We start from the raw sequence: 15,088 nt of genomic DNA on the forward strand, positions 1-15,088 counted from the left end.
AAAAAACATCCTGATATTTCCTGTAAATTAGATCTAAAGAACTACTAAACTGATTTTTTTCACGAAATTATTACAAAATGTATAATTTATTTACACAGTTTTTTTCTTTTTGCTATTCAACTTGTAGTTATTTAGTACGATAATATAAAAATAGTCTATGTCGAAATTTGGCAGCATTACGAGAATGAATTCGCTTTTTTCAGAAATTATTCCATATCATCATTCGTGGAAGGGGGGTTAATTACATTTCGATTTGATAATGCGGCCAAATAGACAATTAAATCATAAATAGGAGCGTTTTACAGATGTTGTTGATCAGACGGATGTCCTTTTTCACCAAGATGTTGTCGCTAGCCTTTATTAACATTATTTTAATCGGCACGATTCTAATCTCCTCCAGCTATATGACCCAAAAAGACATTCTAATTGAGCAGCTGCGCGGCCAGATTATCGCCATTACGCAGGAGTGGGCAAAAGAAATCGATCCGGCTGTCGTTGCGCAGGCGATCGAGCAGAAGAGCTACCAAGGCTCGGCGCAAGCTAAGCTTCAGGTTTTATTCGATCAAATTCATAAATACAACCCGAACATTGCTCAAGCCTACATATTCGGCACGGAGCTTGCGGATGGCAATAAAACCTCGCTCGTCGCCATGCCTACAAGTCTCGTAGAAGCGTTCTCGGCCGAGAACATTAATATCGGCGACATGTACGAGCAGCCGTCCGCCATGGCAAGCGCCGTTGCCAAGATGCTGAAGACCGGCAAGCCGACCTTTACAAGCTTCTATTCCGACAGCTTCGGAACATGGACGTCGGTTCTTTACCCGATCGTTGACAGCCAGGGCAACAGCCTTGGATTCTTCGCTGCCGACGTGGATGCCAGCGCGGTTCCAGAGGGGCTGCACAAGCTTCTTGTGAACGGCATTACCATTATGGTTATTTTCATGCTGATCATTTTCCTGATTCAATATGTCGTGTCGCGTCGTGCGATGAAGCCGATTAAAGAGCTGGTGCGCGGCATTGAAGAGGTAAGTACAGGCAATCTGAGCGTGGAACTGAAGACCGGTCTTGACGATTTGGGAACGGTTAACAAGAAGTTTAACGGAATGGTTAGCCAGATTAACGATATGATGCTTCAAGTTCAGCACACCTCGCATGCCGTTACGAATTCTGCCAAGAATCTGCATGAAATCTCGGAGCTGAACAGTAAAAATACAAGCCTGATCACAGCAAGCGTTCAGGAAATTTCAGGTGGCATCGGGGAGCAGAAGCAGGCAACCATGGATACCGCAAGAGCGATGACCGAGCTTGCGGCCGTTATTCAGACGATTGCGGAGAACTCTTCGAAGGTCGCCCACGAGGCTTACGACATGGAGCAAAAATCCATCGAGGGCAACTCGGCCGTTAAGCAGGTCATGACGCAGATGGAGCAAATCCAGGCCGTGGTCAGCAAGTCTACGAGTGCCATCAAGCTGCTGGACAGCCGTTCGCAGGAGATCGAAAATATCGTTTCGATGATTATGAGCATCTCCGGCCAGACGAACCTGCTCGCGTTAAACGCCGCGATCGAGGCCGCGCGCGTAGGCGAGCATGGCAAAGGCTTTGCCGTTGTTGCCGGCGAAGTCCGGAAGCTGGCGGAGCAGTCCGATCAGTCCGCGAAGCAAATCTCCGAGCTGGTGAAGGAAATTCAGGACGTCATCCGGATTGCCGTAGAGGCGCTGGAGCAAGGGACTTACGAGGTTAATGACGGCCTTCAGATCACGAACACCACGGAGCAGCTGTTGAACGAGATTCTGCAGGCTACGCAAAACGTAACGATGCAAATTCAAGAGGTGTCAAGTTCGACAGAGGAGCTGTCGGCAGGTACGGAGGAGCTTACGGCAACATCCGAAAGCCTGTCGTCGGCGGTAAGCGTTACGGCCGTAAACAGCGCCAAAATATCCGATTCCGTCGAAGAGCAGAAGGAAAGCATGTCCGCTATCGTGGACTCTTCAACGGAGCTTACCGCTCTGTCGGAAAAACTTCAGAAGCTCCTTAACCAATTCCAGGTTAAAGGTTAAGGCTAACCTGTTCCATCCTCGCATCGGATTCGATGCGGGGACATTTTTACTGCTCGGAAGGAGTAAAGAGAGATATGACGGAGATTAATCATCACCCTAAGGTAACAGAGAATTTGCTGCTATTTATCCCGCTCGATTCATCACGTCACAGCCGCACTTATTCCTACTTAACGGTAGAAGCAGCTTTCGAAGACCGCTTAAACGCGAAGCTGCAGGCTTTGAAGGATGGCAGAGAGCAAATGGCGGCAGCGGCTTTTATGGCGCTGCTGTATCGTTTATCCGGGGAAACCGACATTATGGCGGAGTGGATTACGGGCGGCGGGACGCCGGTACCCCTTCTTCTAAGCTTCGAACGGAAGCAGACTTTCGCTAGTCTGAAAGAGACGATTAACAATCAGGCAGCAGCCGGGGCTGTCGCTTCGCCGGAGCTTCACTTCGATACCCGGTTCTCGTGCGGCCAGCCGATCGGCACGGTGCAGGAGCTGCTCAACTGGCAGGTGCTTCATGAAGGCGGCCGCTGGATGCTGCGCGTGGATTACGACAGCTCGGTGCTCGTCGAATCTACGATCCGCAGGTATGCGCAGTATTTCATGGCCTTGCTGGAGGCGGCTCTTTCGGATGAGAACAGCCTGATTGCCGCGGTTGATATTCTGCTGGATACAGACCGGGCCGTCTATGATCGCATGAACGATACGTCTTACCCTTACGATAGGACTAAAACGATTCACGGCATGTTCGAGCAGGCGGCGGCAGCTTACCCGGACCGTATCGCAGTCTCTTCCGTTTACGGTCAGCTGACTTACAAGGAATTAAACGAGAGAGCGAACAGCACGGCAAGAATGCTGCTAAACCGCGGTCTTGGCAAAGGAGATTTCGTCACCATCTTTATGGAGCGAAGCCTGGAGCTGATCGTCAGCCTGCTTGGTATTCTTAAGGCGGGCGGCGTGTACGTTCCGGTTGACCCGGAGCACCCGGAGGACCGCAACCGCTATATTTTATCGGATACCGCATCGGCCTTTATCCTCACCAAATCCGCCTACGAAGCACAAGCGGCCCTGCTCTGCGAAGGCGTGGACACCGTCAAAGAGATCATTGCGTTAGACTCCGGCATGACCGAGGTCTATGAAGGGATCTACAACATCGAGAACGGGGTTGCCCCGGAGGATCTGGCCTATATCATCTACACATCCGGTTCGACGGGAAGGCCGAAAGGCGCGTTGATCGCGCACGAAGGCGTCGTCAACTTAGGCGAGACGGTCCGCGTGGATTGCGGCATTGGCCCGGAGGATGTGCTTACGCAGTTCGCGACCTACAGCTTTGACGCTTCGGTGTGGGATACGATTGGCGCTTTGTTTTACGGGGCGCATCTGTATCTGCTGTCATCGGAGGAGCGGGTATCCGTCGAGGAATTCGCAAGCGCGATTGAGAGAACGGGGACAACTATTATAACGATTCTCCCGACGGTATTCTTCAATCAGCTTTCCGCGTATTTATCGGAAGAAGGTTATCGCAAGCTGTCCGGCGTCAAGCTCATCACCGTTGCGGGTGAGGCGTTATACGGCGAGCAGGTGCGGGCTTTCCAGCGCAAATTCCATGACGCGATCGATATCGTTAACGTGTACGGCCCAACCGAATGCACGGTTTGCACGACAACGTTTACGGTTAGAGGATTTATTCCGGATGAGGTAACGAGCATTCCGATCGGCAAGCCGATTCATAATTACAAGGTTTATATTGTAAACGAAGAAAATCAGCTGTGCCCGGTTAACGTGCATGGCGAAGTATATATTTCAACGGTAGGTCTCGCGAAAGGGTACTTGAACCAGCCGGAGAAAACGGCCGAAGCCTTTATCGATAATCCGTTTGGGGAAGGAAAGATCTACAAGTCCGGCGATATCGCCAAGCTGCTGCCGGACGGAACGGTCGAATACGTAGGGCGCCGCGACTCCCAGATCAAAATCCGCGGTCACCGCATTGAAATCGGGGAAATCGAGGACAGCTTCTCCAAAATTCCGAACGTGCAGGACGTAGCGGTCATCTGCAAGAAGGATACCGACGGCCAAAATATGCTGGTCGGTTATTTCACGACCCAAGACGGCAGCGAGCTTCCGTCGGCGGTTATCAAGCGGATGCTGGGAGCTAAGCTGCCCTCCTATTTTGTTCCGAAATGGATCGTTCAGCTGGAGGAGATGCCGATCTCGCCAACGGGCAAAATCGACCGTAAAGGTCTGCAGCGCTTTAATCATATGGAGAATGCGGCCGCCGATGAAGGCTTTGTTCCGCCTGCTACGGCTATTGAGCAGGACGTTGCGGCATCCTGGCAGGAGGCATTGCGTCTGGAGCAAGTCGGCCGGTATGATGATTTCTTCTCGATTGGCGGCGATTCGCTGGCGATTATTCATGTGCTTGTCCTGCTGAAGCCGCAATATCCGGAACTGAAAATCAATGATTTCTTCACCTTCCGGACGGTGGAAGCTCTATCCCTGCGGATTGAGCAGCTGCGGGCGGAACAGTCTCAAGGCGAGGAAAGCTCAGCGAAGCGGGCAACCGGACCAATTGTGCCGCTTAATGAGGAGCCTCCGATTCCGGAACGGGGAACGGAATGGACGACGCATGGCGAATACGTTGAGCCTAAAGCTTTCTTGTTAACGGGAGCAACGGGTTATCTTGGCGCTTATCTGCTGCATGAGCTGCTTGAGCAGAGCGATGCGAAGGTCTATTGCCTCGTCCGTCCGGGTATCGACTCCGGTCTGGCCCGCATTCAGGCGCATATGGAATATTTCTTTGGCCAAGCTGGCAAGGAACGCATCGAGGAGCGGGTGATCGCGGTAGAAGGCGATCTGGAGCAAGAGGATCTGGGGATTTCGGCCGAGACGCGACAGGAGCTTCTGGGTACGCTGGATGCCATTATTCACAGCGCTGCCGATGTAAGGCATTTTGGCGAAGAAGAGCAATTCGCGAAGACGAATATCGCGGGTACGCTTGCCCTGATCCATCTGGCCAAAGCATGCGGGAAGCCGGTGCGTTTCCACCATATTTCCACGCTGGGCATTCCGGAGGATTTGGCGTTAAGCGGGCAATGGGAAGAGGTATTAAACGAGCAGACGTTATGGCCTGATCTGAAGGTAGAGAATCTGTACACGAACAGCAAGATGGAGGCGGAGAAAGCGCTGATGTCCGCGGCCGAGGAAGGGCTGAGCGTAAACATCTACCGCGCAGGCAATCTGTCCTCCCATTCGGAGAGCGGCCTGTTCCAGCGGAATATCGACAGCAATTCGTTCTACCGCATGCTGAAGGCGATGCTGCTGCTCGGCAAGGCGCCAAATGTGCAGTGGGAGGTTGACTTTACCCCAATCGATTATGCCGGTAAATCAATCGTAACGCTTGCGCTGCAGCTGGCTCACTCGGGACGATTGTTCCATATATGCAATCCGGAGACCATCCCGTATGCCAAATGGGTGGATCTTATCCGCAATTACGGTTATGCCGTAGAGCTTCTGGAGCCGGATGCTTATACCAAATGGCTGTTTGATTTATCCATTCCGAAAAACGCGGATGGCGTCAAGCTGGCGATTGCCCAGCTGGAAGGGGACGGCGCGAAGGATTCCGGGTACCGCTACGGATGCGAATACACGTATGAAATTCTGCAGGAGCTTAACGTGACATGCGCCGCGCCGGACAGCCGATTTATGGGGGCTATGCTGGATCATGCCGTGAAAATCGGTTACTTCCCGAAAGTGTTGGTAACGGCTTGATAGGAGGTCATCGAGAGATGACTATCATAATCTCGTACGTTGGAATTGTTCCAATAAAAAGCGGCTGACAGGTTAGAACGTAGATGTTGCGTTGGATTTACTCCCGTTTTGTCATTGCTGTATGAAATCCACTGTAGCTCTAATTCGTTCATGTTAACCTGATAAAATATTCAAAGGGCGGTCCCGTGAGGGGACTGCCCTTTGTTTGTTCGGGATGGTTGCCTCCAAGCCCGGGATGTTGTTGCGGCGGTGGTCATTCAAGCCATGCTTTAAGACAACGTATAGCTTAACAACGTTCCGTTTGCGGCCGGAAGCCGGTTCACGGTTGAATCGTTAGTGATGAAGCCTAGGCGGATGGTGCTGCCCGGCGTTAAACCAAGAGAAGAAAGAGGGACTGCGACTTCAATAACCGTATCGTTGCGGACATACTGGGAGGCGCTGAGCGTAGAAGCCAGGCTCCAAGTCCAGCTATTGCCCGTTCCGCTGTAGGCGAAAAGGTTCTGATTCTCCAGCAGGGTATCCACGCCGCTTGTTGCCCAGTTCGCGGGATTATAGCCGGAAGACGCGTTATTATCCGTGTTCAGGTAGAACTGGCTTTTGGCGTTCAAGCCGCTGCCTTGAATAAGCAGATACAGGTTGGTGCCGTCGTTTTTCGCTTTCATGGCGGTAATGGTGCCGCCTGCGCTGCCGTTTAGTGCCGGGACCGATCCCCAGTCGCTTGCGCTGCCGTCGATTGTTATCGTGGTAACGGCCTGAGGTGTCGCGCTGACGGCGGTTGATTTGGCGGATTCATTATTGCTTGTATCCACGGCGCTGATCTGGAACGAATAGGAGGTGCCGTTGGTTAGTCCGGTAGCGGTATAAGTCGTTCCTGTCACGGGGGCCGTATTTAACTTTGTTGTCCCCCGGTAAACGTTGTAGCCCTGCAGATCGGATTCGGCGTTGGCCGACCAGGTTAACGTGACCTGGCCGCTGCCTGCGGAAGCGGTTAGACCAGCCGGAACGGAAGGCGCTGTCGTATCCGGCGTTGTGCCGCCTCCGCCGGTTCCGCCGCTGCCAAGCGTATAGCCGGGCAGAACGCCGCTGCTGCCGGGCAGCCGGTTCACCGCCGAGTCGTTGCTGATATAGCCGGCCCGGATGGTGTTTCCGTTTGCGAGGTTAAGCGTACTCAGCGGGATCGACAGCTCAACGACATTGTTGTTGCGCTGGAACTCGGCGGTGCTAAGCGTACGGACTGACGTCCACGACCAGCCTGCGCCGTTGTTGCGGTACACGATATTGTTCTCGATCATGTATTCGGCGCCGCTTTCCGCGCCGGAGGTGTTCCAGCCGGCCGCGTTATAACCGGTCAGCGGGTTGTTGTCCGTATCGAGGAACAGCTGGCCTTTGACATTCAGGTTATTGCCTTGGACAAGCAGGTACAGCTGACTTGCGGTATTGGACGCCTTAAGTACCTGCACATCGGAGGTGCCGGAAGCAAGCGCGGGGATTCCGCTCCAGTCCGAGGCTGCTCCGTCGATTGTTATTGTCGCTTGCGTAGTACCGCTAGGCGTTACGGATACGGCAGAACTCAGCGGAGACTCCTGACCGGCATTGTTCACCGCGGATACCTGGAAGCTGTAGGCCGTGCCGTTTGTTAAACCGGTATTGGTGTAAGAAGTTCCGGTTATCGGAGAGCTGTTTACTTTCGTGCCGTTCCGGTACACGTTATACCCCGAGAGGTTCGCTTCCGTATTGGCGGTCCAGCTTAAGACGGCCTGGCCGTTGCCGGCAGTTGCGGTCAGTCCGGCAGGAGCAGCGGGCGCAACAGGGGCAGCGGGAGTGGCGGATACCGCTGAGCTGAGTGCCGACTGGACGCCGTTTGCATTCACGGCTGCAACCTGGAAGCTATAGCTGGTGCCGTTTGTCAGACCCGTTGCGGTATAGGATGGGCTGGTCACAAGGGTGCTGTTAAGCTTGGTGCCGCCGCGATAGACGTTATAGCCTGCCAGATTGGACTCGGAATTCGGGCTCCAGCTTAAGAATACCTGGGCGTTGCCCGGCGAAGCCGACAGTCCGGTTGGAGCGCTTGGCACGGCAGGCGAGCCCGGAACGGTAAATTTAACAGACGAGCCGCCAAAGTTGGCTGTCCGGAACCACATCCAGATATCCTGCCCGGCAAGCGAATCCGGGAAAATATAGTCCGCGTCGAACATCAGCTCAACCGAATTGCCGGTTTGCTTCGCGATTACCGGCCATCCGTTGTTGCCGACGGTTGTGGACGGGAACTTGAACACGTCGGCTTGCCCGCTTACATGCGGGGCGAGGTACACCTTGTTCATGTTCTCGAAATAGATGCGGGAATCCGGCGTAATGGGCCAGGCCACGCCTTGCCAGCCGGTTGCTCCTTTTTTGTCGTAATCGAAGTAGAGCATTTCCCCTTGCATGTTTATCGTGGATAAGGCATCAATCTTCATCAGGAATTTATCGCCGGCGAACTTGGCGTACACCTTCGTTATGCCTTTGGCATTGCTGCCCGCCGGATCGCTGTAGATTGGCGTTTCGCTGGCCCAGTCCGAGAACTGCCCGTCGATATTGAAGCCGCCCTGCAGATCGGTCGGATGCATGCCGGCGAGCGAGGAAGAAGGCTGGCCGCTTGCATCCAGCCAGTTTTTCGCGTCTTGGTACATATTGGTGAAATTGGTGGCACCGCTTACGTCGTAACCCATGTAGTGGCTGTTATTCACGATTTCGTTCATCCATTTGTTTGTGCTTGCGGAAGGAATCGTAAAGTCGCAGATGATGATGTTGAAGCCGTCCGGCTGATTCGCCTGGGCGTTCATGTAGTCTTTCCAGAAGCCTCCAAAGTTGTCGCGGCTGCGGTAGGTAGGGGAGGCGGAATTGGTGTTCCAGTTGTCTGCGAATGCCGCGTTCTCGTCATAGAATTTGGAGCCTGACGTGATGTAGGGGTTGTAATACCAGGATTCGGTCAGGAAAATGTTAATCGCATGCCGATAGCGCTCGGCGAATTGGGAGGTGCCTTCGTCCGGGTTGAAATACCAATAGCCCCGGTTCGCCGCGACAATCTTGGTCGGGTCAACGGCTTTGACCGCTTCGACCAGCTCAACCATGCCTTTGGCCGTGAAACCGAAGTTGCCGCGCGGACCCCAGGAGGTGGTTGGGCCTGCGCCGCCGATCGGATCCGGCGTATCGACGGTATCCAGGAACACGCCGTCGTACCCGGCATCATGCTCCAGCTTGTCGGTCATGAAGGTAATAAGCTTCTTCCACGTCGGATCGCCGCCGTTTATATAGCCGCCTCCGTAGGTTTTGTTCTTGTCGGCAACGCCGTCCCCGGATTTCCAATACCCTCCGTACATATAGCGGGAGTCGTTCACCCAGGTTCCTTGCTGATCCAGATACCAAGGCATCAGACCGTTATTGCTCCAGCTGAGCAGATTGCCGGTAGAGGAGTAGTCGTTCGCAATCGAGATGCCCGCGTAGCTGTTGTAACCGGAATTATAAGTGCCGTCCGGCGTTGCGCCGCCTTCCACGTTTATGTAATTGCCGGAGCTGTTGTAATTCCAAGGATTAGGACCGTGCAGCGGTCCGCTTGGTCCGCTGTAATCCGCCGGAAGCAGGCCGACGTCCTTGCCGTTCTGAATCGTCATATCGCCGGTAAAGCCGGTAAATACGCTGGAGGTAGCCAGCTCGCCAACCGACATATAGGCCAGCACGATGACATCGTCGGCCGTACCGAGAATGCCGTCAACGCCCCGTTTTACTTCGTTAACCTGATTGGGGGTAAACGTCTCGAAGTAGAATTGGTTCTTTGCGACGTTAATGATGCGGATGGTAGGCTCAAGAATCACAAGATCGTACGTCTTTAACGTATCAAGCTGAGTCTGGGTTGCGGTATTGGTGCCGTACCAGATCATAACCCGGCTGTATTCGCTGAGACCGGGTACTTTGCCGTACAAGGGATCTTTGCCGATGGCGGCGTGTGCGGACGGCGCGAGGCCGGGAGCGCGGAATGTCGGAAACAACAGCAGCAGGACAAGGGATGCGGTGAGCATTCGGCGAGCCAAACGATGGAAGGCTGTAAGCAAAATAGTCACTCCTCTTTTTTTTGAACTGTATTCCGTCTGAAAATTCGGACAAATCACCTCCTAAATTCTTGCATAATTTTGGCGCAAAAAATTAAGAAAATTAACAAGACAAATGAAATGCTCATGCACCAACGAGGCCATTATAATCGAGCATTTACAGGAATACAACAAATAAATTCATAGTTTCCCAAGAGACAGGCTCACTGTTTCAACGATTAGTGCCCTTAAAGGATGAAACGATTAATTATTAGTCAGATAAAATATTTGCCGCAAACAATATAAATATTTTCCTAAAAATGATTGAAATTTGTGTAAATATTTACTAGAATGAGGGGCAACAAGCGTCTAGCGCTTATACAAACAAAGGAGGCTGCGATTGGCAGAGCAACGTCTAGGGGAGAGTTCGTCGAGAATCGCTTCAAACGGAAGGACAAACCGAAGGGATGGGGAAACGATGGGCAAGACGGGGAAAAAGTTAGCGTTAACGGCATTGGCGGCAATGATGGGGGCTCTTCCGGCTGCCGGGCTGCCTGCGACAGCTGCGGAAGCCGGTTCCGGTGCCTCGCCGCTGTACGGGAATTTCGAGGATTGGAATGGCGGGCACACGAATCAGGCAACGGCTAATAACCGGATGGAATCCATTAAAGCCGTTAATCAGGACGGCAAGCTTTATGTCATGGCGAAGGGAAGCGGGATGAACCGCGCCAAGACGCTGTACATAAATGCCGATAATAATGCGGCAACGGGAGCGAATATAGCCGGGTGGAAGGATTCTGGCGGCATTGATTACAAGATCGAAGGCGATGCGGCATATGCGTACGAGAATGGAAATTGGGTGCAGCGGGGACAGGTTGTGCTGAAGGATAACGACACCGTAGCGGAATACGAGATTGACCTGACGGCGCTTCCGGCTGCCGATCCTGCCGGCAAAATCAAGGTGGGCCTGTTGTCGGAAGGCTCGATGCTGCCGGAGCTTGGCGAGTTAATGGTCCCTGTGCAGCCTTCCTCCTCCGGCGGCGCGGCGCAAGCGGCTCCTCCGCCTCCAACCAATCTGGCCATTGACGGGGATGGTGCCGAATGGGCTGACGTGCCTGAGCTGCTCCGCAGCACGGACGGGAAAACGACGGTGAAGTACGCGGTATCGTCGGATGCCCTGCACATGCTGATCGAGGGACGCATCGACAACGGCGAATTCCCGGATTTGTGGGAGCATCTGCTGATCGACGTTGACCGCAAGCCTTCGACCGGCAATGCGATGTGGGCATGGGCGGGCACGCTGGGCTCGGAATATCTCGTCCAATCCGGTTTTCTCTATGAGGCAAACGGAAGCGGCGGCTGGCAGGAGGCGGCGACCGGACTGAGCTATGCCCGTTCCGGAACGGGTGATGCCAAGACGATTGAATGGACGCTGCCTCTTGCCGACCTGCATGCCGGCGACGCAAAGTCGGTTCATGTTGCTTTTCTAAGCAATAACTATGCCATGCCGGGCCCTGCCGGCGATCCCGCGGAGATTAGCCTCATGGCGAAGCCGCAATTAACGGTGGACGGCGATCCCTCGGATTGGGCGGGTATTCAGCCACTGACCGTTACGGCGGACGGGCTGACGACGGTGAAAACATACGTGACGGACGACAAGTTATTTGCACTCATTGATGGCCGAATCGATAATGCCGAGTTCCCTAATCTGTGGGAGCATCTGTTCCTGGATACGGACAAAAATCCTTCCACCGGTACCTCCAGCTGGGCGTGGGCGGGCAAGCTCGGCGCCGAATACCTGGTTCAGACGGCCATTCTGTACGCCTCGAACGGAAGCGGCGGCTGGGATCAGACGCCTGCGGTATTCCCTTATGTCAGTGCGGGAACGGGCGATCATAAAGTGATTGAATGGTCCGTGCCGCTTAGCGAGCTTGGGATTACCGATGAGCAGTCCATTCATGCCGGATTCCTGAGCAACAGCTATGCCGCGCCAGATGCAAGCGGCGATCCGGCTGTCATCCAGCTCCGCAGCAGCGGTTCTTCAATAACGGTAGACGGGGACGACAGCGATTGGAGCGGGGTGGAGCTTGGCGCCGCCGCTGGCGGTTCCTCCTATGTGCTGGACGCAGTGCAGGACGAGCGCAAGCTGTACGTCCGGGTGAAGGGCAAGAACCTCGATCTGCGTAACGTCTATTATCTGAATACGGATGGCGATTCCGCTACGGGAGCGTCAACCGGCTTATGGACGGAGGGAGGCTTCGATTACAAAATCGACCGGGGGACGTTGTACGAATACAACCAACAGAATGGCTCCTGGGAGGAGAAGGGTCCGGTTTATCTGGCTGTAACGGACGATGCGATTGAAATCAACGTATACCTGGATCAGCTGGGTCTTGATGAACCGGCTCCAATCAAGCTTGGCTATGCTAACCGCGGCATGCTGCAGCTGCCGATGGGCGGCAGCGCGCCGCTGACCGTGGACAATACGGCGCGGACGCAGGAGACGGCAGGCGTATTTTACCCGCGCCAAAGCTTTGAGCTGCTGAACAATCCTTTTATGGGATGGGTGGCTTGGGCGAAGGATTCTTCCAAAGCGGACGGCACTCCGTATCCGCAGCAGCACAGTCTGGTGTATGCGGGGATTTCGTGGCGGGAGCTGGAGCCGGTAAAAGGGCAGTTCGACTGGGCGGGCATCGAGCAGAAATATCAGTTCGCTTATTGGGCTTCGCAGGGCAAACGAATCAATCTGCGGATTGTAATGGATACGCCAACGGCCGATCCGTCCCATAAGGATATTCCGGACTGGCTGTACGATGAGCTTGCCGCGGAAGGGAATGCCGGCACCTGGTACGATACGCAGGAAGTTGGCTCCGGCTTTAGCCCGAATTACAACAGCGAGACGCTGCTGGCCGAGCATGAGCGGATGATTGCCAAGGTAGCCGAGCGGTATGACAATGATCCGCGGATTGCTTTCGTGCAATTGGGAAGCCTGGGTCACTGGGGAGAGTGGCATACGTGGCCAAGCGGCTCCGGCGTGTTTCCGAAGCTGAGTATTTCCGATCAGTACGTTCAGCACTACCTGGACGCGTTCAAGCATAAGCAGATTGGCATGAGAAAGCCGTTCCCGATCGCAAGCGAGCAGCGGACCGGATTGTTTAACGACGTGTTCGGCATCAAATCCAGCACGGACGAGTGGGTCGGCTGGACGCAAAACGGCTGGTCGGGCATCGGAGAATTCGTGGATAATCCGGCGGATGCGGCATCTGCGCAAGCGGCTTCGGCAATGCCGGACTTTTGGAAGTATGCGTACTCCGGCGGAGAGTTTGCCAACGGCAACCCGGAAAGCTGGCTGACCGATGATGCCGTAATGGAATCTTTGCGCCAGATGCGGGTCAGCCATACCTCGTGGCTTGGTCCGTCTTCCCCGGCGCGCACGGCTTACGGAACCGACATTCAGTCGAACATCGAGACGATGCAGAAAATGATGGGCTACCGCTATGTTATCGAGGCGGTTAAGCATTCGGACTCCGCGGCGCACGGAACATCGATTTCCTTCGAGACGGTTCTAAATAATAAAGGGGTTGCTCCGTTCTATCAGGATTGGAAGCTGGAATACAGCCTTGCCGACGCCAACGGAACAATCGTGTACAAAGAGCGGCAGAATACCGATCTGCGTACGCTTCTGCCGGGCCGACATGTGCTGGAACAGCAGTTGAATTTGCCAAGTACGCTTGCGGCAGGCAGCTACAAGCTGCTTATTGCCGTCATCGATCCGGCTACGGATTCTCCGGGCATGGAGCTGGCAATTGACGGGAAACGTCCGGACGGAAGATACGGGGTTGGCAGTCTGACGGTAACCGGCTCGTCCGGAAGTGCGGGCAGCGGGAACGGCTCGGCGCCGGCGGCGGATGACGGCAAGGTTCAGCGCCTGAACAATCCGGTTCTCACGGACGGTAAGCTAGCTGTTACGCTGCTTACAGGCAAAGAGAAACTCGAGGTGCCTCTTCAGGCGTCGGCTCTCGCGGATAATCCGTCCATTGTTGTTTCGGACGGGAAAGTAAGCTGGGAGCTGCCGGGTTCCCTGCTGGCCAAGGCGAAGGAGCAAGCTGGAAGCGGCGCGGCTTGGCTGACGATTACGGTTAAGCCCGGCTTGGATCTGGCTTCCTATGCAGCGAAGGATAACGTTGCGGCACAAGGGATCGGGCAGGCGGTTTCCTTTGGGCTTGCGGTAACTACGGCTACGGGGGAGAAGACGATTGATTTTGCGGCTACGCCCGTCAAAGTGTCCTTGAAGTCCGATTCGACGGATGTAAATGCCGTTAATCTTTACGGTATTCAGAATGAACGGTTAAAAGCGGCCTCTGCGAGCTTCCGTAGCGGAGTATTAACGGCGCAAATAACAGCCCCGGGGACCTATCAATGGCTGAATTACGAGAAGGTCTTCCGTGATGTCGCGGCAGGACATTGGGCGGCGGACGCCATCGAAGCGCTGGCGGCCAAGCAAGTGATGCAGGGAGTAGACCGCGATAGGTTTGCGCCTAACCGTTCCGTTACCCGCGTAGAGCTTGCCGCCATGCTTGCAAGAATACTGGGGCTTGGGACGGTGCCGGACGGCGGAACGCAAACGCCGTTCCGGGATGTTCCGGCACAGGCTTGGTATACGGAGGAGTTGAAGGAAGTTTTGGCAGCGGGATTAATGAATGGTTACGGCGATACGTTCCGGCCGAATGCGGAAATCACCCGTGAGGAGCTGGCTGTTCTGGCGATTCGGGCGGCCGCTAAGATTTCCGGGGAAGCAGCTGCGGTAACGTCACCTAATCATGAAGACGCAAGCTATCGGGATGCGGAACAGATTAGCGATTGGGCCTCAGATAGCGTAATAAAGGCGAAGCAGCTTGGTCTATTGATCGGCGATGAGGACGGCCGGTTCCGTCCTCAGGAAGGCGTGTCGCGCGCGGAGGCTGCGGTTATTACGCTTCGATTGATGGAAATGCTGTTGAAATAAGAGTGTGCACGAGAGACTGCCCGGAAATGCTGGGCAGTCTCTTTTTGCCCCAAGAATGTTTGGCAGAAATTTCTTGGCGAATTTTGCTTAAAATACATTTAATTTGGCGCAAATACCTAAACTAAACTTGACTTATCGGTGTCATATTTCCAAATTTTGTGGAGCGATATGTTTAAATATTTAGCAAAAAACCCGCGTTATTACTGA

4 protein-coding genes are annotated in these 15,088 nt (G+C 54.2%); 3 read left to right on the forward strand and 1 reads right to left on the reverse strand.

Features of this window, described 5'->3' with window-relative positions; translation table 11 throughout:
* The first annotated feature begins 305 nt into the window (after nt 1-305).
* Nucleotides 306-2,057, forward strand: a complete 1,752-nt coding sequence (locus tag PGL01S_RS06130) for a methyl-accepting chemotaxis protein (protein WP_127492517.1) — start codon at nt 306-308, stop codon at nt 2,055-2,057.
* A 74-nt stretch (nt 2,058-2,131) separates the two neighbouring features.
* Complete coding sequence (locus PGL01S_RS06135) at nt 2,132-5,812, forward strand: non-ribosomal peptide synthetase family protein (protein WP_127492519.1); 3,681 nt, start codon at nt 2,132-2,134, stop codon at nt 5,810-5,812.
* 269 nt (nt 5,813-6,081) lie between these two features.
* On the opposite strand, the gene PGL01S_RS06140 is transcribed toward PGL01S_RS06135, so the two are convergent.
* The gene (locus tag PGL01S_RS06140) at nt 6,082-9,900 is read right to left on the reverse strand and encodes a fibronectin type III domain-containing protein (protein WP_127492521.1); all 3,819 of its coding nucleotides are present in this window, start codon (nt 9,898-9,900) and stop codon (nt 6,082-6,084) included.
* Nucleotides 9,901-10,276: 376 nt separating this feature from the next.
* On the opposite strand from PGL01S_RS06140, the gene PGL01S_RS06145 reads away from it, so the two are divergent.
* Nucleotides 10,277-14,881, forward strand: a complete 4,605-nt coding sequence (locus PGL01S_RS06145) for an S-layer homology domain-containing protein (protein ID WP_127492523.1) — start codon at nt 10,277-10,279, stop codon at nt 14,879-14,881.
* Nucleotides 14,882-15,088: the final 207 nt, after the last annotated feature.

This window comes from Paenibacillus glycanilyticus NBRC 16618 (assembly GCF_004000805.1).
Taxonomy (GTDB): domain Bacteria; phylum Bacillota; class Bacilli; order Paenibacillales; family Paenibacillaceae; genus Pristimantibacillus; species Pristimantibacillus glycanilyticus.